This window comes from Psychrobacter sp. AT9 (assembly GCF_047272965.1).
GTDB classification, from domain to species: Bacteria; Pseudomonadota; Gammaproteobacteria; order Pseudomonadales; family Moraxellaceae; genus Psychrobacter; species Psychrobacter glaciei.
Genome location: NZ_JBKOTW010000001.1, coordinates 927,694 through 950,919, shown reverse-complemented (window position 1 = coordinate 950,919; position 23,226 = coordinate 927,694). Strand labels below are relative to the sequence as shown.

Below are 23,226 nucleotides of genomic sequence, written 5' to 3'. Positions count from 1 at the left end.
TATCCAAAAGGGAGTGTTTAGAGTTATGAGGTAAAACTATTTTAAACATTAGTTCTAAACATAAAAAACCCGCTACTCATTAGCGGGTTTTTTTAAAAGATACTAGATAGGGTTTTATACTTTAGGTTTTATTTTCCTATATATAGCAATGCCCAATATAGCAACTACAATAAATAGTATTCCAGACCAAAACACTGGCATAGCACTAGAAATGTTATAAAAGCTATAGACAACAGCTAAATACACAACGGTTATCATCACACAGTACAAATGTGTTTGCTTTTCAATAAGGTCATAGATTTTAGCTTTTTCAATCACCCACCGATCTTTTAGACTTTGTGGCAGTTTGCCTTGGGTTTCAAAGCCTTTCACTTCGGAGATTAGGTTATTAAGTACGGCTTTCTGAGTGGATAGAGCAAAGCTACAAATAATTGCATACACTAACAATGCAATATAAATAATCACCTGACTATTGGAGCTACTACCTTTTAGTATTACTGGAGCTGCTGCCGCAATAGGCAAGGCAAGTATTTGTGAGAGTACTTTAGAGATACTATCATTGACTCGGCTAATGAACTTTTCACTATTCTCCTCAAGCTTTTGAACAAACTTTTCATACTTGAAATCTTCAAGGTAATTATCAAACTGACCTTGAGCAGCAGCATACAGTCGCTCAATATTTTCTATTACCGTACATATTTCAAGGGGTTGAGAGCCAGTCTGAATGTCAGATAGCACTGACGCTAAAATTGACTTTTTTTCATTTGAATGTCTATTTACATCATCAACATCTAACCATTTGCAAAAATTCTTTATGGTTTTTAGCTTATTTTCTGAATTGTTAGCAAGACCTTCCAAAATAGTTTTAAAAGCAACTAGATTACTACTTACATCATAATGAAGCTCAAAAGTTTGTTTACCTACAAAGATAATCTTTCTACCTGAGTCGTCAAGATATGACGACATACTTTCAAGACGAATTAACAGCTCTCGTACCGCTTTATAAGCGACAATAATTTTGGGGGTATTAGTATCTTCAGAGTAATATTTTATGTCCTTAATGTAATAAGGCTTACGGTCTGCTTTATCATTAGGTAGGCTACGGACAAAATCTCCTTTGATGAACTTATCAATACTGTCGTAAAGCCAGCCTAAACTTAATTCAGGTTGCCGTATTTCTAAATTTATAATCTCTCCAACCTGTAATTTACCTCCTAGTATATTTATACGAGTTGTTACAGAGTTATCATCTGACGTTAAATTTTCGATTAGTGATAACGTTGTATCATTTTCGATGCAACATTCAGCCTGAGTGGATTCTTTGATATCCACTTTGCGATATAGTGTCACTAAGTCTGAAAAATTTATAGTCATATTTACTTTGAACCACCTTTATCGTAAGCATCTAAAATATCTTGTGGAGGTTTATGAAAAATAACTTTACCACCTGTAACTGTAACATCATCGTCGCTAATTGCTTCATCATCAAATGAGAATGCCCAATGCTTTGTTCTATGAAACTGAACTGCCAATCCTCTTAGAGAACCCTTATCAGGTACAAATCCATCTGAAATAGAACAGCCGTTCTCTTCACCGTAACCTTCAAAAAAATCCACCAAATCTTGTGGCTCGTTTGGCCAAACTCTATTGGTGAAAGCGTGCATAGAAAATTGGAGCGGATGAGGTTTATTATCGGCTAATTCTCTTAAATACTCGTTAGCATTTTTGAGTAAATGCGCACGCTCCTCTAGTTTTAGATCCTTACTGGTGGCAAAAAGCTTAATTTGAGCTACTAAATCTTTAGTTTCTTGGTTAGCCATCAATACATCGCTACAGCCCATGAATCTTTTGAAATAATTTGAAACCTCACCTTGACCTTTCAAAAAGCTAACATATCGCTGCTTTTCATTATCTTTAGCTTTCCAACTGCTGATGTTAACGCGACCAGCGAAACGCACATTTTCGAAATTCAAGACATCATTTTGAGTTAAGGTCCAGTCTTTAGCCGTTATCCCTACTTTTTCAGTCAAAATAGCAACTAAGAAATACTCTTGATTACCTTCTGAATAGTGAATAAAAGCAACCTTACCGCCTTTTGCTCCAGCTTCGTCTTTACTTTCCGCCATCAGGTGCTTCATAAGCCGTTCAGTACAAGAGTGAAAACCATCTATGATATTTACATCAAGATACTCTTCAAGAATGGTTGAGGTAGGATAACTATCTGTATTTTCTTCGAATTTACCATAGCCTTTACCAGCTCTACCACGATAACGTTCTGTTAAGTTTGCTAATAGTTTATCTGTAGAATCGTCAACAGGTAGTACATCAGGATTTAGAAGAATATCAACGTTCTCGGTGCTTCTATGTTCTTTCACTAATATGTGATATGTACTGTTATGAATCATATTTTACCCTTTATTCACAATCATTATTAATGGAAATCGAAAATGCACGACAGTATCTGTCACATACACATTATTACAATAGTATCTTTATCCGCTATCATAACTTTACTGGCCAATACTATAAAGTATTTTAGTCAACTAAATTTTATCCATAAAAAAAGACGTCATATCGACGTCTTTTTTTATGGATAAAATTAATATTTATATATTACCTATAGAGCTGTATACGCATATTACTCCCCAGTCTCAACTTCAAACGGTTTAATCACAAAGTCCTCAACGCCTGAGCTGATGCTAATCCCTTTAACATCCTTGACCGCTTTGGGGTCAGCCAAGATAGCGTCTTTATTGATCTCTTCCTTAACTCGAACAAACTTCTTAAGCTTACGATCACCTTTTAGCATCTCCAGCAGCTTGTCGACACCGCGTAGATTGACCTTAGGCGGACGGACACGCCATGACACCTCACCCGTCGTTAGATTGACCGTCTTGCCTTTTTTGCACAGCAAGTCACGGTTGACCTCGCACCAGCTTTGCACCCCGTGCGAGAGCGTCTCGATACCAGTACGTAGCTCATCAATACGATCTTTACGCGCTTCAATAGCTCTAGCAGTAATGTCATTAATTTGCGTCTCAAGGCGGGTAATCTCACGCTGAGCATTACCTACCTCGGTGATGGCCTCCATTGCTTGGATTTTGTTTTGACAGACAAACACATTGGCTTGGCTTTTTAATTTAATGGCTTTCATTGTTATTTCCTTTTATTTTAATGAATAGTTTGCGGATGCTGGTTAGCTTGCTTGATAGCATCAAGCGTAAAACTCTCAACATCATCAAGATGTCGTCTCATGCTCGACGTGACATTTGGCTGTTTATTCATAAGTTTTCGACGGGCACTGACGACGCGCTCTTTGGCATCTGGAATATCAGCCAATGCGATAGCCATAATATTTGTCGCAAGTGCGTAGATCATCGCCTCCTTTGGCGAGATATCACTTGTACTTTTTGCACCAAGCTTAGATCCGACAGTTCTTGTACCTTTTTTATCGTTTGACATCGTTATCTCCTTTAGTTTGATACCTAATAACTGCTTTCCAGCCGACTTGCTTACTTAGCTTGGTTAGCTCAATAGAGCGTATACGCACCCCTTGCCCCAAACGCTTAGCCCAGTAGTCAGCAGAGCTTAACGCTGCCTGACTATCTCCAAATACTGGTAGTTCAATACGGACTGGTCGGCTGAAAGTACTTGTAATACTTTTATCCTGACGACTAAGGACGACATCCGAATCACCACCCCAGTCAAAATCCGCAAGCTCTTGAGCGAGATCCTTATCACAAGACTTATCTAGCTGTTGTATAGTCACGAAGTCTCTCCTTCAGGTTTATGCTCGCAACCCTGACACGCGCGCCAATGTCGCAAGGCAGCAGGGTTATGGGTTGGGGCATTAGCAAGGGCATGATTACGGCAGTACTGACGGCTTACCGTCTCAGCGATATAGGGACAGACGACCTGCTTGCGATAGGTGACATAGGCGTCAGCAATTGTTCTGGTATTGCCGGTATAGTTACCGGACAGCGCCAGCGATAGACTTGGACGTGCATATTTGATACGTCGGGCAATTTCAGCGTATGAGATGCCGAGCTTGTCTTTTTCCTCGTGACAAGCTGCGATCCAATTGGTGGCCGTCACGGGATAGTACTCCCAGCCTTGCGAGCTTTGACAGTCGGCATCAACCCCAGTATCAATATTGACAGTTTCTATAGCAGACATAGCACACCTCCCATGACCAAGATGGCGAGCAATATCACCATCACCAATGCGATCAGGCGATGCAAGCGCCCTACTTCTTTACGCAATCGCTCTATATCGTTAATCGTCGCTTGCTCAAAACTAGGTAAGCGAGTCAGAGCAGCGCGTTGACGTGCTTGCGTCAGATAGTGAGCAGCTGTTCTGTCATCTGCGATAGCATCCGCTTTAACAGTGTCAAGCAATGATTGACTATTCATTTTGATAGCGTTAGACATGACCCGCCCCCTTTTTAGCTTGTTTAAAGTTGTTTTTATCGCTTTGATGGGAGGGCGGCAACGGCGTCTCAGGGTCATAGACAATGAGGTTGAGATTGCCGTCGTACACTTTTTTACCACGTTGTATCTCAGGCGCTTTGGGGCCAGTATTGACGGTCAACATATATTGCGCGAGCGACTGAGTATCCTCAGTATTGAGCCAAGTGATGTAGCCTGCCTCATACAGATGTAGCAGGTATAGGCGCACAGCCCTTTCATTGAGCGCCGTATCACCATCATTGGCACTAGCGATGATTTGGCGCGCATTGAAGTTTTTTAGGATGCGAGCAGTACGCCAGACGATCTCGTTACCGCTCGGCTTCTTAGGGACACCCTTGCCATCGACTTGCGGCGGTTGCTGGCCGCAATCATGGATGACTTCATATAGATAGGTGGGTGGGTAGGTATTAGTATTGACAGTACGCGCCACATAGCCAGCAGACTGCCATTTTTCCAGCCACGCTTTGACGCGGTTATAGGTGATCTCACCGACCACTTTATTACGGATATCTTTGATGGTAAGGCTGGATTCAGCAGTGCGAGCGATATCCCACACTTGCTCCTCACAATTACGAATAGGACGCTTTGGCGGCTTGGCTTTATCCAATACTGGATTACGTTTATAAGCGAATTTAGCAGCCATACAGTCACTCTCATTAACATTTTTATCGGTAGATTTTTGACAACGACAACACATATATATCTCCTAAAATGAACGTGGTTTGGGTGATTGACCAGTGATAAATCCCTGCGGTAGTAGCTGCTCGATATCGCTCATGCCTACCTGCCGCAGCCCACACTCAAGCGCACGCTGACCGAGCATCTCTAGGTTTGTGCAGGTTCGACGCGTTGAGCCGCGCACCGCACCGACCAGCTGCTCAAGCACTTGACTCTCGATTGCGATTTTTGGTGCATAGACCGTTGCCAGTAGTGCCGCATCATTTGCCGTCGCAGGTTGTGCCGGCACCCAGCTATGAACGCGACCATGGAAGCGCTCCCAACGCTCAAGCTTTTTGGGTAGCTGCTCCTCGCCGATGATCAGTATCGTGCCCTGCGATGACTCGTAGATATCACGCACCATCTCGATTTTATTGCCTTTTGCTAGATGATCAGCCTCATCGATGATGAGCGGGCGACCAGACTTTGCCAGCTCCTCCGCGATTTGACCTAGCATCTCACTAGCCGTTTTGTACGGTGGTATCGTCATCTCGCGCAACACCGATTCTAGGAAGCTTTTTTTAGTACAGATGCTAGTGGCTTGCACGTAATAAGCGTCTAGCTTATTAGCGATATAGCTGGCAGCAGATGACTTACCGTCACCGCTGCGCCCATAAAACACCCCGATACCCGGCAAGCTTGGATGGCGGCTCTGTATGCGTTCTATCGCTTCAAAGCACACCGCCACATTCGTGACTTGCGCCACCCCGACCGCCCCAGTGGCAGTCGCATTGTTGACATTACTATGGTTATCACGCATCATTTAATCTCCTATGATTGAGTATGCGTACTTGATCCGGCGGCAGTCATTGACGTGACTGCCGCCACCTTTTACTAAAAACATCAGAGGCATTAGCCAAATTTAAAAAACACTTTGGTACCATGCTCAGCCTCATGAGCTGCTTGATACGCTTTCATTTTTATCTTGAATATCTTTGACTCTGGATACAGCTCATAAAAATCCTGATCGCTAGTAGCGAGATCATTACCAGCTTTGACTTGCTCATACAGACCCAGCCAACGCTCAAACTTCTCATCCTGCGTCAGATTCATATTGCCTTTTGCAGGCTGCGGAATAGCAACTGCCTGCATGGGTGTGAATGGCTTCTGATTTAGCTCAGCGTCTTCATTATTTATGCTATTTATCTTGTTAAAAGTAGCTTGCATAGCAGTCACATCAGTCGTTTGACTCTCCACCGTGACCGCATCTTTAGCCAACCGTTCATTGAGTAGATTTTGTGCCCGCTCAATATCAGCACTCGGCATCATCTGACTCTCGACATGCTCCAGCACACGATGCGGCTGCATATTCTCCAGCGCCGCATCCACATGCACTTGCGCCCGCTTCACCTGACCGATAGCACGTTTTTCACGGGCATCACCCAGCGCAGACTGTGCAAAGTAACCCTTCTTATTCGCCTCAAACCCAGCGATAGCAATCAGCCTAAAATCCATATCACGCACCCATACCTTAGAGCCGTCATGAATGTCATAGCCCACCAGCATCGTCTCCCCGTGATACTCCTTAAGAGCCGCGTTAAAATAAATGTTAGAAAAAATCTTAATCTCACCGCGTGTGCATTCACGTTCGACATAGGGACGATACAGATCATCACGCTCAGTATCTGATACTGTGACCAGACCACTGCCCGAATTACCCATAGCCGTGACTTGCTCATCCCACATCAGTTGTGGCGTCAGATGTTCGCGGCGTCCCGTAGTTGAGTTGTAGCGTCTAGGTAGACCACTGTGTGGCTCGTTGTTATAGGCGATAACCGCATCAGCAGCCACAGTCAAAAACTCATTCCAGCCCATCAGCGCCTTCGACTCACCAAATTCTTTTACATCCTTACGCGTCTTTTTATAGACTGCCTGCTTAGCCTGACGATCCATATCGACACCGATATAAGTAGGCAATTTCCGCGCGAGCCTTATCCATATCGTTTTATGTACCCGCTCAATCATGCCGCGAGCCTGTGAGTTATAAGCAATAGAGTGCTTAACCTCAGTCCCCATACGCATCATAACCCCCACAGACTCATCCTTCATCATCGCGTTTTTATAGCCGCTACCGTTATCGACATAAAATATCGCAGGGATACCGTAGTCACTGGCGGCATTGGATATCGCATCGAGTACCGCAAGGCCACTTTCTGCCAAATCAATGCTATAACCCACTACCATCCGCGTATGCACATCCAGCACCGTGGTAATCTCAGGCCTAAATGGGCGACCCGTCATAGGGTTTGCAACCTCAGCATCGAACGTATGCCCATCAGCGGTATAGACATCAGACGGCAATAAAACACTGGCATCACGGCGGATAAACGGCTTGATATTCTTTATCTCACGGCTACCCATGCGCCCACGTTCCCGCTCGACGTTGCCGATATGCGTATCTAAAAAATATCTGGCTTGATGGTAGCTTGGCACGTCCACAGCGCTATCGGCATAAGCGGCTTCGATACGGCGCATGACCTCGGCAAGCTCTGGCTTAGCAGGATCGCTCCATATTTTGAGCAGTATCCCCGCCCACTCTGGTATTTCAGTGGTACGCGCTTTGGGTGCCAGTAGCGCCACCGCACTAGCATTGACATCAGATTCAGCGGCCTCAAACGCTTTTACCCACTCAAACAGCGTCCGGCGACTCACACTAGCGCGGCCTTCAGTACTAGAATTAGCACCGCCACTTTTAGCATTAGCCCGCTTGATGGTAACGATGAGCGTCTCATCGAGCTTTTTAGCTTTACTGGCTTTTGCAAACGCCTCTATCGCTTTGGTTTTACCGATCAGCTCAGCCGTTTTCAGCACATAGCGCACCACAGCAAGACGGGCAATCGCACAGTCGCGCTGCCAGTCGGCTAATATTGCCGCACTAGCCACCATCTTATTATTTGTAGTCATCAGCTCAGCCGTTGCCGTTTTTTCAACAGCACTGATATCGGCTTCATCTGCTAGCTGCACCAACGTTTGCAGCTTCACCAATTCAAACAACTCATCAGGTAGAACATACTCACGACGCATGCCACCTTTACCAGTACTTGGCACCTCAATGAATGACCAATCATTTCTATCTGCATACTTGTCCATACCACGACGCGATTTTGGCAACCCAGATAGTTCGTAGTTCATAATTTCTGACATAGTGAACTGATTTTTCATGACAACAGCTCCGCCACTGTGGTATATTTGGCGGCATACCTTGGTCTAACGCGCTTTTTGTCTACAGTCCAGCGGGTGGGAAACAGTAACTGCACGGGTACATTGAAATATTCAGCAATGGCGAGTTCACCTTTTGTGAACGGCTCAACTAGCGCTTTACTAGCTGACCTATGATCGACACCCATCTGCTCGCATAGCTCGGATAGCGATACACCGGTTTTACGGATGGCAGTCTTAATATCTTCTGGATGCCAACTGCCATCTGGGAGCCGCTCAAGCTGTTCAAATAATGGATATTGCTCAAAGCTCAACATAGTAATAACCCCAATCAGCCCTGCTGATTTATTTTTAATAGGTTCGGTTTAGAGTTCGTTTATCCGATTTGTAAACATCATAGTTCATAATTAGTTCTAAGTAAATAGTTCATATTAAATAAATAGAACTTTTTTAAAACTAATTTATTTTATCTATTAATATCAAATACTTATAAATATGGTACTTAAAAGGAGGTTCTGGCATGAGTTCCGAATTAGCTGAAAACAATATGGAACTGGATACGCCACTCAAAAAACGGCTTTACCAGTTAATGACAGATGATGAAAAGTTATTGCCCTTCTCATTTGCGAACCGTATTGGTATCAGCAAATCCACTTTTCATAGTATTTGGACTAAAGGTAGTACCAGTATTCATAAGTCGACAGCCAAAAAAATAGCCGATGCCACTGGTGTGAACGTCGACTGGTTACATAAAGGGATTGGTGAGCCATATAGTGATGGTACGCAGCAAGCACAGCATATAGAGGTAGACAAAGCCGTAGAGCGTATCCAAGAAACAGTAAACGCTGGCACTATCGACATGACCATGATGGTAGAAGCGCTTACAATCGTAGAGAATTATCTGATAGAGCATGACAAGCGAATGCATGCTGATAAAAAAGCAGAGCTGGTGGTCAGCATCTATGACCTACTCTGTAAAAGCCCAGACTCAGGTAGTAGCATCATCTCAATGCTGAAGCTAGCTATATAGCACGACATATATTGTCGCATAGATTTTAAAATACTATTGTCGATAGCTATACTAGCTAGTAAGATAGTCCTCCCATCAACCAGCAGCAGGAGGACATATGAAGACCTTACCGTTTCCAAAAGTAAGTCAGCCGTGCCATACAGGTGATTTACAGGCACAAAAAAAGGACATAGCCACTTTACTAAGCAACCATGTCCATCCCAACCCTTCGACCAGCCTAACCCTTACCGATCCATCTGGTAAAACTATCAGTCTAAATTGTAATACTGACAATGCAGCAGAACTGTTAGACCTTGCCATGGGCTTCTTAAGCCACTAACGCGCCGATACAAAATAGTATAGATACCCAATAATTCTAGCAAAACATATAATACTAGCCAAAAAAACAATTCTAGCAAACCTTATCTATACTATCCCGCTGTGGGCACTATTTAGTGCAGAATAACTTACAAACATCTCTTAACGTCAATTTGCACCAACCGTTTAGTGCAGAATAAAGTCCAAACGCCCTTCATTTAAATAACCCAATCAAACTCATCAAGCTTTCCGCGCGTCTCCCGTAACTAAAGGCTTCCTATCCCATCTTAGCCCAACTCATCCCATCTAGTCCCGCTTCCTTCTAGTGCAATATAAAGTACTAACTCACATCTACCCTAAATTATTTAAAACACTCTCAAGTGGCACAACAGGCGATTCATACGATAATGCCTTGGCTGAAATCATCAACGGGCTATATAAGTCTGAGGTGATTGAGTACCTAAAAGAGCAGTGGCATGGGGTGAACGATGTTGAACTGGCAACCCTTGAATGGGTGGCACTTCGAGCACACTCTCGTCTTGCAAAGCTAAATCGATAGTTAATCGATTTTTAACGTTTCTCAGGTCTAATAAAGCCCGACTGCATAGTGCAATTGGTTATGTCTCACCTTTTGAGTTTGAAAAGCGGTATTATGATAATTTAGCCCTGTCAGGCATTGCTGATTGACTTAAGTAAACAGTCTCCGATATAGCCCGCCAGATCACTACCCTTAGGGAATTCGAACATGATCCTGAAACTTAACGTTAAACTCCATTATCGGCTCTCCGAGCCGATGGACCTTTTGCTTCAGATTGAAGCTGCCGATCTTGTGGATCAGCGGGTGCGTTCGACCGAGATTTGGACATCAGACGTTGCGCATTTTTCACGGGTCGCCGCCGATGATGGCATAGGAGAGCGGATTTGGATCCGCGCCGAAGGGGATTTTAGCTGCACTTACATCGCAGAAATTGCCGTTGACCGTCCTATCTTGGACATATCGGCACTGCCCCAAACGCCACTCCACCTTTTGCCCGGAGAGACGATCAAACATTTGATGCCGTCTCGCTATTGCCCGTCAGACGAGTTCCAAGCCTTCGTGGACGCCGAGTTTGGCGATCTCGCCGGCGGCGCACGGATTGCCGCGATGCGTGATTGGATTGAGTCGGCGTTTAGCTATGTGCCCGGATCGAGCCACGCTCAAACCACCGCGCTCGACAGCTTTGTTCAACGTCAGGGCGTCTGCCGCGACTTCGCACATGTTCTCGTGACACTAGCGCGTGCGTCGTCGATACCCGCTAGGTTCGCGAGTGTTTATGCGCCCGATGTGACGCCACAGGACTTCCATGCCGTGGCCGAAGTCTATCTCGGGGGAAGCTGGCACCTCATTGATCCGACCGGCATGGCAGATGCCGACACGATGGCACGCATCGGTGTTGGATCTGACGCTTCCAGCGTCGCGTTCTTAACCTCGTTCGGATCCATGGAGTTTGTCAATCAATCGGTATCCGTAACCAGACAAGCTTAGAATCCTGACCCTAGGCATGCGGACCTGCGTTTAAGACAATGACCGCCGCCATAACAGAAGGGAGGCGGCAGTGGTCTTGCTCAATCGGTTTCGCGCTCTTCGCCCTATGGAACAAGGTCTCTGTTCAACGAATCAAGGACACGGTAGGCATACCATGTTGCGTGTCCAAGAATAAGCAAGACCAAGATCTGCTACAAACGAGTAACGGCGTTGGTATTATTGTCTCAAGACAGATGTTGTCTCTCATGCACGATAAAAACTTTACTAAAGCGTCTCAGGCTACTGCCTTTTTAGGACTGATCCCTATTCAATCTCTAAATCCATTTTCAAAGTGGTATATTCGTTCAATGATTTATCAGTATATGTTCGGTGCACTATACAGGTATCAAACTGCTAGTGTTAGATATGAACTTAATGACTATAAAATCGACAGCATGGGTCATTATGATCGAGTTGTCTGATTAAAACCTCCCATGTTAGTTTCTACAATTTCTTCAGAATATCTCAATTGACATTGTAGTTTAGCGAACTGAATTGCACTTAAAAAATATCACATAAAAGTGGGCAACGTCGTTTTATGGATTACTTGTCTAACTGATAAGTGGGTATGTATGTCTTTAACGCTAGTAAGCTTATGTAGCTTACGAGTAAATTCTTCATAACCGTTGAGGTCTGGGCTTACCACCTCTAATAAGTAATCGTAAGAACCCGAAACAACATGTCCATTAATCACCTCATCCATCTCAGATAACGCTTTTTCAAAGCCTATAATTGATTCTTCTTGATGATTGCTCAGACTAACTTCTACAAAAAAGCTCATCGTAATACCAACTTTAGCTTTGTTTACGTTTGCCTGATAGCCCTCTATATAAAACTCATCTTCTAAGCGTTTCAAGCGTCTGGCACAAGGTGAGGGTGACAACCCTATTCGCTCGGCTAATTCAGCCGTTGATAAACGTCCTTCTTTTTGAAGCACTTCCAAAATATGGCGATCAATCTTATCCATAAATTACCTCTCTAGCGTTTTCAGCCAAAATTTTACAGTTATTTAGCATTATCCATCAAATAACTATGAAATTGCAATCAATAAACAGAGATAAAGGCGTGGCTTTTGATTGATAATTGGTTTTTAAGTACAAGCATAAGAAATCAATATGAATACAGTATTTCAGTCCTCACCACGTAAAAAACCCTTATTCATAATGTCGCCGCTAATGAAAGGCTATATGGCTATGATTATTGTGTTATTTATCTGGTCAGGCTTTGCATTAACTGTTCGAGCTGTTGGTGCGTCGTCGTTAAGCATTGCTGATGTCATGTTAATTCGATTTAGCGTGCCCCTACTTTTATTGACGCCATGGGTATTGTCTAGTTTGAATGAAATCAAAAATATTAGGTGGTCTGACATCACGTTTATTATGCTTGGCGGTGTTCCTTTTCTCTTGCTAGCCACTTTTGGCGCGAGCACTGCTCCTGCAGCTTATGTTGGTACTATTTTGACAGGCACACCAGTATTTTTTGCTGCACTCTTGTCCTTTATTTTTTATCGCCAACGGATCTCGTTAAGTAAATTTTTGGCATTTCTTCTTATTCTCTTTGGCATAGCCACTATGATTGTCGGGAATGCAAGGTCCATACCTGACAGTCTTCTACATGGCGCAGCCTTTTTACTGATAGCGAGTCTGGTTTGGGCGGGTTACACTTTAGGCTTAAAAAATACGAAATTGAGTCCAATAGCTGTTGCTATCGTACTTTCTTATACGTCATTCTTTGTGACATTAGTGATGGTACTATCTGGTATTTTGAAGACAAATCTAGGGGTGATTTCTTTTGACGATGCCCTACCTTTTATCTTAGTACAAGGCATTGGTGTTGGTGTCATTTCAACCATTGGATTTTCTTATGCGGTCAATAAACTTGGTTCGATTCGCTCTTTGTTACTTGGCTCGCTTTCTCCCGGATTAACCGCATTACTCGCAGCGTTGGTACTTCATGAAGCCTTATCAATCGCAATGATATGCGGCATAGCGTTAAGCACAATTGGCGTCATTTTGTCTAATCGAGCGAAATAAATAACGACATGTCCTCATTTTAAAGATGAAGATAAAAAAGAAATAAACTACCGTCAAACACTGTTTGGCAGAATTTAGCCACCTCTATACCAGTTAGATTACTATTATTCGAATTGCTAACATGCCTTAGTATAAAGTAAGTATACGGGAGGAGTTTCATCGAATATGTGTACTACAGTGCCCAGGTAACCCTCCCAAACTTAAGACACCTAATAAATAGAATTAAGCTGCCTGACACCGTATCTGATTTATATAGGATTGACTATACATGAGAGTTATTCATGCTCGGCTTAATACAAAAAAGCCAGATGCGTAAGGCATCTGGCTCATTGAAAACCATCAATCTATTTTAGAACGAGACATATTAAAAAATCATATGAGCACATAGTGCAATAATCGGTAATGAGATAATAGTTCTCAATAGGAAAATCACTAATAACTGTAAGAAACTAACTGGAATCTTTGTTCCTAAAATCAATCCGCCTACTTCCGACATATAGATCAATTGAGATACTGACAAGCAAGCGATGACAAACCGAGTTAATTCTGATTCTATTGAAGAGCCGATAATAGCAGGTAAGAACATATCGGCAAAACCGACCATAATGGTTTTTGACATTTCTGCTGCAAAAGGTATATTCAATAACTCTAAGAAGGGAATAAACGGCATACCTAAATAATCAAATACAGGTGTTTCTTCTGCAACGATTAAGCCCATCGTCCCGATTGCCATAACGACCGGCAGTATTCCGATCCACATATCCAAAATATTTTTTAACCCATCCTTTAAGAAAGTAGAAAAGCTTGGACTTTTTTCTGCTTTGTGAACGGCTTTATGCAAACTATGGGTAAATAATGTTTTTCCTTCAGGGATGGTTTCATGATCTCTATCACTGTTTTCTACTACATACGTATCTTCAATTCTAGATAAAGGCAGTAATCTTGGTACTATTAAAGCACAAACGATCCCGCATAAAGCCACGACCCCAATCATATTGAGAAAGTAAGTTTCTAGTTTAACTTGAGAGATGACAACCAAACAGAATGTAATCGAAACTGCTGAAAAGCTGGTAGCAATAACGGCCGCTTCTTTTTTGGTATAAAACCCACCTTCCAATTGTTTATCAGTTAATAATACGCCAATCGTTCCATCACCCAACCATGATGTCAAACAATCTACAGAGGACCTACCGGGCAAACCAAATAAAGGTCTCATTACTTTACTTAATAAAACACCAAAAAACTCTAATAAGCCAAAATCAAGTAGTAATGGTAGCAATAATCCAGCTAAGAAAAATACGATAAAAAGTATTGGCATTAGTTCATATAATATTAAGCCGCCAATATTGTCTGAATATATTGCCTCAAACCCAAATTTGAAATAGGTAACGACAACAAAAAACGCACCAAGCATTCTAATAATAAGCCAAGGGGTTGTGACGTTCAGTAAGTTGTTTAAAAACGCATTATTCAAAATCAATGAAGGTTTCATGATTTTAGTATACAACGTACAACACAGTGTAATCATAATTGAGATTACAACAAGCAATGGTAAAATATCACCCATGTAACCTTGTATATAATCCTTTAACACAGAGATAGGAATGGTAAATCCTTCTGCATATGATACAAACTTACCATCTACATAGGGAATTGGAAATACGAAAAGCATCAAACCTATTATAGAGGGTATAAAGAATTTTAAAAATTGTTTGATATTGATACTGCTAACATCTTGACTTGAAGAACTAGCTTTAATAATGTCCATATTATTGTTACTCGCAGTCCATTTTTTAACTAACCTAAATATTTGCAATACATATATTTAGGCTAGATGCTTTAACTTATTTTAAATATTTAATATTAGTAATTCTTTAAAAGAGACTGTGTCACTTTTTCTAAAATTTTAAATATTCTGGTTGAGTCATCTTTTGAATTGTTATACAAAGGATTAATTTCTGCCATTTCCCAACAGCATACTTTCTTATTTTTGATTAACTCTATGTTAAGTTGCATGGCTTGTTCGTATGACAGGCCATTCATTGCAGGCGTACCGGTTCCTGGTACATACAAAGGGTCAACGCTATCAACATCAAATGAGACATAAATGTGATCGCAGTATTCTAGTTTCTTAAAGATTTCCTCTACTGTAGAGCTGATACCTTTTTGAGTGATTTCAGCAACGCTATATAAAGGGATCTTATGTCTTCTAATTAAATCCATCTCTTCTTCTTGATAATCTCTGACGGCACAAAAGACCACATTTTCTGGCTTGATTGAGGGTTCATCAGAAGCCATGAATTTTAATTTTTCCCAATACTCTTTCTCTTTTTCAGAAAGCTCATTGCGCTGACATTCTAGATTGTCAATGGCACACGCCATGGCCAAAGGCATACCATGCATGTTGCCTGATCCACTGGTATAGGGTGAATGAAAGTCAGCATGTGCGTCTATATAGACCACACCAATTTCAGCATCAGGATGCGCCATTTTTAGGCCATGCATCGTTCCTGCGCAGCTAGAATGATCTCCAGCTAAAACAATGGGGAATTTATTCTCATTTCTTATATCTTTTATTTTATGTGCTAACTTAGAGATAATCGGTTCAATCACATCAGCATATTTTGCATGCGCAAATTGTGATTCCCCTTCACTATTACTATCATCCTCAATACTGTCGAATTGCAATTTTTCAAAATAATCTGCATTAAGCTCTTTCGATGATTCTTTTAATGCATCAATGCCTAGAGAGGCGCCTTTTTTATATCCTGCAATATCTGAATAAACTTCTACTATTCTTATATTTTTCATCATATCAGTCATGATTTTGTCTCTATTAAATAAAATAATTTTTACATCATTTAAATTAAATTCATTTTTATATATTAAAGCTCTTGAAAATTAGCAGATAGATTTAAAAAATAAACATATCCATAACTGTCCAAGAGCTCTGCCAGACATAAATAAAGTTAAAAAATGATGCAGATTTTAAACGCTACACAAAATGAGAAGTGCTTATCATTTTTTTGCACTAATTACTGTTGTATCAATAGCGATTGTATTAATCACTTACGACATAGCCGCAGCCACCGATTCAGCTTCATTCGTCACTATGCTGCTATCTTTGCTATGCTCTTTCACTACCGAATATAGGTTTTTAGGGTCAGCTTGCTGAGGGATCATATCTAAAATCTCATATCCTCCCTGCTTTTTGATCAAGTCACGCAAAAATACCAAAGCTGTAAAGTCTTCTGATGCAAACCCAACGCCATCAAACACGATTAGATCATCATCTGACGTTCGAGCTTGCACTTCACCTTTGAGGATGCGATGAAACTCAGTAACAGGGAAGTCGCTTGATAGATTTTGGATCTCTCCCTCAATGCGTGTCTGAGGCTCAAACTCCACAATCACATGATCTGCTCGCATTAATATGTTGCTATCCAGCTCTGTCTTACCAGGACAATCACCGCCTATCGCATTGATATAAACACCTTTTGTAATTATATCGTCGCGTAAGATAGTGGCATTGGTTTTATCAGCCGTACAGGTAGTAATGATCTCTGCCCCTAAAACAGCTTCTTCTAACGTGCGACAAACTATGATGTTCAAACCTGAGTCTGAAAGGTTATCAGCCGTTTTTTGCGAGGCCGCTGGATCAACATCATACAAACGAACTTCTGAGATACCCATTATGGCTTTCATACCCAATGCTTGAAATTCAGACTGAGCGCCGTTTCCTATTAACGCCAGTTTTGTAACGCCTTTTGGCGCACAATGTTTGGCCAACATAGCTGATGTGGCAGCCGTACGTAATGCCGTCAGGATACACATTTCTGTCAGCAAAATAGGATAGCCATTTTCGACGTCAGACAAGATACCCATCGCTGCTACGGTCTGCAAGTTTCGTTTGGTATTGATTGGATGACCATTGACATATTTGCAAGCAAACATCTCTCCATCGCTTACTGGCATCAACTCGATGACGCCGTCTTTGGAATGCGAAGCAAAGCGAGAAGATTTTTCAAATTGATCCCAACGAAGATAATCTTTTTCTAAAGCATCCACTAGATCTGTAATACATTGCTCAACACCATAATCATGAATCATTTTAGCCATCGCTTGTACACTAACGAATGGAACCCCTTCCTTGGGTGGTACGATAAATTTAGACATTAATGCTGTTCCTTTTCATGAATATTGTTTATTGAACCGACAATTAATATCCTACCAACTATAATTGTCAGTTAAAATGTCAATAAGTTATTAAATATGGACCTATTTTTGACATATTGTTAGATATTACTTATCATAATGTCAAAATTCAATGAAGGAAGCGTTTTTATGGCGTATTACACTTATGATTCTTTAGATAGCGAACTGATATCTGAACTTCGACAAGATGGTCGAGCAACCATCTCAAACCTTGCTAAAAAACTCAAAGTCTCTCGTGCCACTATCCAAAACAGATTGGATAGACTGATGCATAACGGCGCTATATTAGGATTTACGATTCGAGTGCATGAGGCACTAGACAAAGAAACCGTCAAAGCAATGATGATGATTGAAGTAACAGGAAAGTCTACGTCACAAGTGATTAGGAAACTGCGGGGTATCCCTCAACTCATCAAGCTACATACGACCAATGGAGCGTGGGATTTGGTAGCAGAGATACACACCACAAGCTTGAGAGAGTTTGATGAAGTACTGCGTCAAGTAAGAGAAATTGACGGCATTCTTAATAGCGAAACCAGTGTTCTGCTTTCGAGTCTGTAATATAGTCAATCTTCTATAAATTGGATACGGTGTCAGTCACGCTCTAAGGATGCAATTCCCTAATGAGGATTTGAGCCTTTGGCTGTAGCCCACGTAATTCCAATGGGTATAGGCTTTTATATTGAATTAGTGTACATCTGAATCTACTCAATTGGCTTGATGGTTTTTGACTAGGTTATTAGGTAATCATTAAAGTATAGACCTCTCAAACTCCTACTCTTCAATGATCGGGGCGATTCACCGTTGACTATTTAAAATATATTTCAGTACTGGCAACCCAATAAAGACTCGTATCTTTTTTTAAAGGTACAATTTTTTAAAGGTACAGTTGCAAGTGTATGACCTTCATTATCAGTGAATTTAATTTGAATGCGCATGAATACAGGTAATACGCTTCATATTTTTATCAGTTATACGCAGAGAATAAGCAATAAAAACAATACTGTGATGTACTGACAGCGATATTCAAGAGGCACCGATTCTCATCCATATAGTCACGCCTGTGTAGGCAATGATTTTTGATGATGCAGGACATACAAGTACCGTTAGCAACCAAGGTAAGTAGTGATATAATGCCCCAATTATCGATATTTTATGAAAGGTTTACATTATGGCTCGTACAGCTAGCGCATTGCATATTTTAGTAAAACACAAAGAGCAGGCTGAAGACATTATTGCCAAGCTCAAAAAAGGCGCCAAGTTTGATGTACTGGCTAAAAAACACTCAACCTGCCCATCAGGTAAAAAAGGCGGCAGCTTAGGTGAGTTTGAAAAAGGTGACATGGTACCGCCATTTGACAAAGTCTGCTTCAGCGGCGAACTCTTCACCCCACATTTAGTGAAAACCAAATTTGGCTGGCACGTGGTTAAAGTGCTTTACAGGACGTAAGCACTAGCGCTGGAGCTCTAAATGGTAGCTGACTGAAAGATGCCTTAAACATTGTCCTGACTCATATATGATCTAAAACAACTTACAATCTAATGTCAGTGTCATAGCTAATAACATAAGAGGCTATCCTAGATTGTTTTACTTATCTACGATAGCCCCGCTAACTATCATCTAAGATATTATGGACAGAGTAGAGGTCAGCATTTCGAGTCTGCTTATGCTTACCAAACCCAGAAAGCCCCAATCTTAAGATTGGGGCTTTTTTTGTCTGTAAAGTGTGCGCTGTAGAAGGAAAATTCGTACTTGAATCACATCCTAAGCACAACTATTCAATCAATAAATATAACTATTAATTGATAAGGAATGATAAACCTAAATTACCACCTTGATCACCACTGTTACCACCGAAAGCACTATTTAATCCAAATTTACCATCTAGCGTCGTATAGTTAACCCCTAGCGCATAGCCTGTCTCACCAGACCAAGTACCTCCTGCTAAGCCAACACTAAACTTACCTGGAACGTCTGAATACTTAAGACCAGCAAATGCTAATGATGATGCTATTGCCTTATTTTGACGATCCTCTAATGCATTGATCTCACGATCTGTATAACCAAATGCTTCAGCCTGACTTTGGAACAATTGACCACCGTTCACGGCATCAGTTGAAGTAGCAGAGAGCTGACCTGCGCCTACATTTCGTACCACGTTACCGCCCATATTAACTGCAGCACCCTGACTAACAGTGAGTGACTGCGATACTTCTAGGGTTTGCGTATCTAAGTTTTGCGTACTGATATCATCAGGTCTAAAAGTATTGGTTAGAACTAACTCATTGGCAGTCACAGTGCCCGTTACTGATAGGTTACCAGTCGTATTTATATCACCAGTATTATTGATACCGTTCGTAGTCGTTTGACCTGTTGCTGTCAAATCGGTCGTCGTCACACTGTCTGTACTGATAGCACCTGTGTTAGCAATACCGTTCGTAGTCGTTTGACCTGCCACACTTAACGTATTACCTAATGTAGCCGCACCAGTATTCGTTAAAGTACCTGAGTTGGTTAAATTACCTGTGTTGGCTAGCAGACCTGTGTTACGAATACCATTGGTAGTCGTTTGACCTGCCACACTTAGCGTATTGCCTAATGTAGCCGCACCAGTATTCGTTAAAGTACCTGAGTTGGTTAGGTTACCAGTGTTGGCTAGAAGACCGGTGTTACGAATACCATTGGTAGTCGTTTGACCTGCCACGCTTAGCGTGTTTTGTAAGGTAGTTGCACCAGTATTCGTTAGTGTACCTGAGTTAGTCAAGTTACCAGTGTTGGCTAGAAGACCGGTGTTAGCAATACCGTTAGTAGTCGTTTGACCTGTTGCTGTAAAATCAGTAGTAGTCAGACTGTCTGTACTGATAGCACCTGTATTAGCTATACCATTCGTGGTCGTTTGACCCGCTACGCTTAGCGTATTTTGTAAGGTAGTTGCCCCAGTGTTTGTTAGCGTACCTGAGTTGGTCAAGTTACCTGTGTTGGCTAGTAGACCAGTGTTAGCAATACCTTTCGTGGTCGTTTGACCCGCTACGCTTAGCGTATTTTGTAAGGTAGTTGCCCCAGTGTTTGTTAGCGTACCTGAGTTGGTCAAGTTACCTGTGTTGGCTAGTAGACCAGTGTTAGCAATACCTTTCGTAGTCGTTTGACCTGCCACGCTTAGCGTGTTTTGTAAGGTAGTTGCACCAGTGTTCGTTAGCGTACCTGAGTTGGTTAAATTGCCGGTGTTAGCAAGCAGTCCGGTGTTATCCAAACCATTGGTGCTAGATTGGCCTGCAACACTTAATGTGTCTTGTAGTTCAGTAGCGCCAGTATTGGTTAGCGTGCCTGAGTTGGTTAAATTACCAGTGTTAGCAAGCAGTCCGGTGTTATCCAAACCATTGGTGCTAGATTGGCCTGCAACACTTAATGTGTCTTGTAGTTCAGTAGCGCCAGTATTGGTTAGCGTGCCTGAGTTGGTTAAATTACCAGTGTTAGCAAGCAGTCCGGTGTTATCCAAACCATTGGTGCTAGATTGGCCTGCAACACTTAATGTGTCTTGTAGTTCAGTAGCGCCAGTATTGGTTAGCGTGCCTGAGTTGGTTAAATTACCAGTGTTAGCAAGCAGTCCGGTGTTATCCAAACCATTGGTGCTAGATTGGCCTGCAACACTTAATGTGTCTTGTAGTTCAGTAGCGCCAGTATTGGTTAGCGTGCCTGAGTTGGTTAAATTACCAGTGTTAGCAAGCAGTCCGGTGTTATCCAAACCATTGGTGCTAGATTGGCCTGCAACACTTAATGTGTCTTGTAGTTCAGTAGCGCCAGTATTGGTTAGCGTGCCTGAGTTGGTTAAATTACCAGTGTTAGCAAGCAGTCCGGTGTTATCCAAACCATTGGTGCTAGATTGGCCTGCAACACTTAATGTGTCTTGTAGTTCAGTAGCGCCAGTATTGGTTAGCGTGCCTGAGTTGGTTAAATTACCAGTGTTAGCAAGCAGTCCGGTGTTATCCAAACCATTGGTGCTAGATTGGCCTGCAACACTTAATGTGTCTTGTAGTTCAGTAGCGCCAGTATTGGTTAGCGTGCCTGAGTTGGTTAAATTACCAGTGTTAGCAAGCAGTCCGGTGTTATCCAAACCATTGGTGCTAGATTGGCCTGCAACACTTAATGTGTCTTGTAGTTCAGTAGCGCCAGTATTGGTTAGCGTGCCTGAGTTGGTTAAATTACCAGTGTTAGCAAGCAGTCCGGTGTTATCCAAACCATTGGTGCTAGATTGGCCTGCAACACTTAATGTGTCTTGTAGTTCAGTAGCGCCAGTATTGGTTAGCGTGCCTGTGTTAGCGATATCGCCACCGTTAGTGATGTCGCCTGAGTTAGCTATATCACCTGTGTTACCGATACCGTTAGTAGTCGATTGGCCCGCAACACTTAGCGTGTCTTGTAGTTCAGTAGCGCCAGTATTGGTTAGCGTGCCTGTGTTAGCGATATCGCCACCGTTAGTGATGTCGCCTGAGTTAGCTATATCACCTGTGTTACCGATACCGTTAGTAGTCGATTGGCCCGCAACACTTAGCGTGTCTTGTAGTTCAGTAGCGCCAGTATTGGTTAGCGTGCCTGTGTTAGCGATATCGCCACCGTTAGTGATGTCGCCTGAGTTAGCTATATCACCTGTGTTACCGATACCGTTAGTAGTCGATTGGCCCGCAACACTTAGCGTGTCTTGTAGTTCAGTAGCGCCAGTATTGGTTAGCGTGCCTGTGTTAGCGATATCGCCACCGTTAGTGATGTCGCCTGAGTTAGCTATATCACCTGTGTTACCGATACCGTTAGTAGTCGATTGGCCCGCAACACTTAGCGTGTCTTGTAGTTCAGTAGCGCCAGTATTGGTTAGCGTGCCTGTGTTAGCGATATCGCCACCGTTAGTGATGTCGCCTGAGTTAGCTATATCACCTGTGTTACCGATACCGTTAGTAGTCGATTGGCCCGCAACACTTAGCGTGTCTTGTAGTTCAGTAGCGCCAGTATTCGTTAAAGTACCTGTGTTAGCGATATTGCCACCGTTAGTGATGTCGCCTGAGTTAGCTATATCACCTGTGTTACCGATACCATTAGTAGTCGATTGGCCCGCAACACTTAGCGTGTCTTGTAGTTCAGTAGCGCCAGTATTCGTTAAAGTACCTGTGTTAGCGATATTGCCACCGTTAGTGATGTCGCCTGAGTTAGCTATATCACCTGTGTTACCGATACCGTTAGTGGTGGATTGGCCTGTAACACCTAATGTGTTATTTATTTGAGTCGCACCATTGTTAGTCGTAGTACCATTGTTAATAGTGGCACCATTATTAGTCGTAGTACCATTATTAATCGTGGCACCATTGTTAGTCGTAGTACCAGTCGTAGTAAGGCTACCGGTAGTGATATTACCAGTATTACTAATACCATTTGTCGTGGTTGTACCAGCAACATCCAATGTGGTACCTAAGTCAGTAGCGCCTGCTACCGATAGGGAACCACCGTTAGTACCAGTGTTTGTAATAACCAAGTCCGAATTTAAATCGGAACTACTAGAACAGTCCGTTGCCCCTGTCTGATTTGGTCCCGTTCCACATTGTATTGTATTAACAGTACCAGCTGCCATAACTGGTGACATAAATAGTGCGCCGGTCGCTGTAGTAATGGCTATGGCTAAAAGCTTACGCTGAAAATTGGTTTGCATAATATTCCCTCTCTGAATTATTTAATTAGATATTAAAAATGTTTTGTTA

At 42.2% G+C, this 23,226-nt stretch carries 23 protein-coding genes and 1 pseudogene; 8 read left to right on the top strand and 16 right to left on the bottom strand.

What is annotated here, in order from left to right:
* Nucleotides 1-114: 114 nt before the first annotated feature.
* The 11 genes from ACMFL8_RS04120 to ACMFL8_RS04070 all read right to left on the bottom strand — a co-directional run bounded on the left by ACMFL8_RS04120 (nt 115) and on the right by ACMFL8_RS04070 (nt 8,662).
* Nucleotides 115-1,374: a hypothetical protein gene (locus ACMFL8_RS04120; RefSeq protein ID WP_413190163.1), complete on the bottom strand. Its 1,260-nt coding sequence runs from the start codon at nt 1,372-1,374 to the stop codon at nt 115-117.
* A 2-nt stretch (nt 1,375-1,376) separates the two neighbouring features.
* Nucleotides 1,377-2,405: a nucleoid-associated protein gene (locus ACMFL8_RS04115; protein WP_413190162.1), complete on the bottom strand. Its 1,029-nt coding sequence runs from the start codon at nt 2,403-2,405 to the stop codon at nt 1,377-1,379.
* Between the two features lie 233 nt (nt 2,406-2,638).
* Complete coding sequence (locus ACMFL8_RS04110) at nt 2,639-3,154, bottom strand: host-nuclease inhibitor Gam family protein (RefSeq protein ID WP_413190161.1); 516 nt, start codon at nt 3,152-3,154, stop codon at nt 2,639-2,641.
* A gap of 17 nt (nt 3,155-3,171) precedes the next feature.
* A complete protein-coding gene (locus ACMFL8_RS04105; protein ID WP_413190160.1) occupies nt 3,172-3,462 on the bottom strand; it encodes a hypothetical protein in 291 nt (96 codons plus the stop codon).
* Nucleotides 3,449-3,769 (bottom strand): hypothetical protein, encoded by a 321-nt coding sequence (locus ACMFL8_RS04100; RefSeq protein ID WP_413190159.1) that lies wholly within the window; start codon nt 3,767-3,769, stop codon nt 3,449-3,451. The genes ACMFL8_RS04105 and ACMFL8_RS04100 overlap by 14 nt, the downstream gene beginning before the upstream one ends.
* A complete protein-coding gene (locus ACMFL8_RS04095; protein ID WP_413190158.1) occupies nt 3,766-4,176 on the bottom strand; it encodes a hypothetical protein in 411 nt (136 codons plus the stop codon). Before ACMFL8_RS04095 ends, ACMFL8_RS04100 begins: the two co-directional genes overlap by 4 nt.
* On the bottom strand, nt 4,164-4,430 hold the full coding sequence (locus ACMFL8_RS04090; protein WP_413190157.1) for a hypothetical protein: 267 nt from the start codon (nt 4,428-4,430) through the stop codon (nt 4,164-4,166). The genes ACMFL8_RS04095 and ACMFL8_RS04090 overlap by 13 nt, the downstream gene beginning before the upstream one ends.
* Nucleotides 4,423-5,166, bottom strand: coding sequence for a hypothetical protein (locus tag ACMFL8_RS04085; RefSeq protein WP_413190156.1), 744 nt, complete (start codon nt 5,164-5,166; stop codon nt 4,423-4,425). The genes ACMFL8_RS04090 and ACMFL8_RS04085 overlap by 8 nt, the downstream gene beginning before the upstream one ends.
* 9 nt (nt 5,167-5,175) lie before the next feature.
* Nucleotides 5,176-5,949 carry an AAA family ATPase gene (locus tag ACMFL8_RS04080; protein ID WP_413190155.1) on the bottom strand — a complete coding sequence of 258 codons (774 nt, stop codon included), beginning with the start codon at nt 5,947-5,949 and terminating at the stop codon, nt 5,176-5,178.
* Nucleotides 5,950-6,038: 89 nt separating this feature from the next.
* A complete protein-coding gene (locus ACMFL8_RS04075; RefSeq protein WP_413190154.1) occupies nt 6,039-8,348 on the bottom strand; it encodes a Mu transposase C-terminal domain-containing protein in 2,310 nt (769 codons plus the stop codon).
* On the bottom strand, nt 8,345-8,662 hold the full coding sequence (locus tag ACMFL8_RS04070) for a helix-turn-helix domain-containing protein (RefSeq protein WP_413190153.1): 318 nt from the start codon (nt 8,660-8,662) through the stop codon (nt 8,345-8,347). Before ACMFL8_RS04070 ends, ACMFL8_RS04075 begins: the two co-directional genes overlap by 4 nt.
* Before the next feature lie 203 nt (nt 8,663-8,865).
* Here ACMFL8_RS04070 and ACMFL8_RS04065 point away from each other — a divergent pair, with 203 nt between their 5' ends.
* From ACMFL8_RS04065 to ACMFL8_RS04045, 5 genes and pseudogenes are all read left to right on the top strand, one after another.
* The gene (locus tag ACMFL8_RS04065; protein ID WP_413190152.1) at nt 8,866-9,375 is read left to right on the top strand and encodes a helix-turn-helix domain-containing protein; all 510 of its coding nucleotides are present in this window, start codon (nt 8,866-8,868) and stop codon (nt 9,373-9,375) included.
* 97 nt (nt 9,376-9,472) lie between these two features.
* The gene (locus tag ACMFL8_RS04060; RefSeq protein ID WP_413190151.1) at nt 9,473-9,694 is read left to right on the top strand and encodes a hypothetical protein; all 222 of its coding nucleotides are present in this window, start codon (nt 9,473-9,475) and stop codon (nt 9,692-9,694) included.
* Nucleotides 9,695-10,048: 354 nt separating this feature from the next.
* Nucleotides 10,049-10,359 (top strand): annotated as a pseudogene (locus tag ACMFL8_RS04055) (hypothetical protein); the annotation flags it as partial.
* Between the two features lie 58 nt (nt 10,360-10,417).
* A complete protein-coding gene (locus ACMFL8_RS04050; protein ID WP_210541451.1) occupies nt 10,418-11,197 on the top strand; it encodes a transglutaminase-like domain-containing protein in 780 nt (259 codons plus the stop codon).
* A gap of 38 nt (nt 11,198-11,235) precedes the next feature.
* Nucleotides 11,236-11,658, top strand: coding sequence for a transposase (locus tag ACMFL8_RS04045; protein WP_413190150.1), 423 nt, complete (start codon nt 11,236-11,238; stop codon nt 11,656-11,658).
* 89 nt (nt 11,659-11,747) lie between these two features.
* On the opposite strand, the gene ACMFL8_RS04040 is transcribed toward ACMFL8_RS04045, so the two are convergent.
* Complete coding sequence (locus ACMFL8_RS04040) at nt 11,748-12,203, bottom strand: Lrp/AsnC family transcriptional regulator (protein ID WP_413190149.1); 456 nt, start codon at nt 12,201-12,203, stop codon at nt 11,748-11,750.
* Between the two features lie 148 nt (nt 12,204-12,351).
* On the opposite strand from ACMFL8_RS04040, the gene ACMFL8_RS04035 reads away from it, so the two are divergent.
* The gene (locus ACMFL8_RS04035) at nt 12,352-13,269 is read left to right on the top strand and encodes an EamA family transporter (protein ID WP_413190148.1); all 918 of its coding nucleotides are present in this window, start codon (nt 12,352-12,354) and stop codon (nt 13,267-13,269) included.
* 364 nt (nt 13,270-13,633) lie between these two features.
* Here ACMFL8_RS04035 and ACMFL8_RS04030 read toward each other — a convergent pair whose 3' ends face one another.
* From ACMFL8_RS04030 to ACMFL8_RS04020, 3 genes are all read right to left on the bottom strand, one after another.
* On the bottom strand, nt 13,634-15,037 hold the full coding sequence (locus ACMFL8_RS04030; RefSeq protein WP_413190147.1) for a YjiH family protein: 1,404 nt from the start codon (nt 15,035-15,037) through the stop codon (nt 13,634-13,636).
* A gap of 95 nt (nt 15,038-15,132) precedes the next feature.
* Entirely contained in the window at nt 15,133-16,092 is a 960-nt protein-coding gene (locus ACMFL8_RS04025) for an arginase (RefSeq protein WP_413190146.1), read from the bottom strand.
* A gap of 246 nt (nt 16,093-16,338) precedes the next feature.
* A complete protein-coding gene (locus ACMFL8_RS04020; protein ID WP_413190145.1) occupies nt 16,339-17,445 on the bottom strand; it encodes an ornithine cyclodeaminase in 1,107 nt (368 codons plus the stop codon).
* 168 nt (nt 17,446-17,613) lie between these two features.
* On the opposite strand from ACMFL8_RS04020, the gene ACMFL8_RS04015 reads away from it, so the two are divergent.
* Both ACMFL8_RS04015 and ACMFL8_RS04010 read left to right on the top strand, forming a co-directional pair.
* Nucleotides 17,614-18,045, top strand: coding sequence for an Lrp/AsnC family transcriptional regulator (locus ACMFL8_RS04015; RefSeq protein ID WP_020443938.1), 432 nt, complete (start codon nt 17,614-17,616; stop codon nt 18,043-18,045).
* 610 nt (nt 18,046-18,655) lie between these two features.
* A complete protein-coding gene (locus ACMFL8_RS04010; RefSeq protein ID WP_010199082.1) occupies nt 18,656-18,934 on the top strand; it encodes a peptidylprolyl isomerase in 279 nt (92 codons plus the stop codon).
* Between the two features lie 349 nt (nt 18,935-19,283).
* On the opposite strand, the gene ACMFL8_RS04005 is transcribed toward ACMFL8_RS04010, so the two are convergent.
* Entirely contained in the window at nt 19,284-23,177 is a 3,894-nt protein-coding gene (locus ACMFL8_RS04005; protein WP_413190144.1) for a beta strand repeat-containing protein, read from the bottom strand.
* Nucleotides 23,178-23,226: the final 49 nt, after the last annotated feature.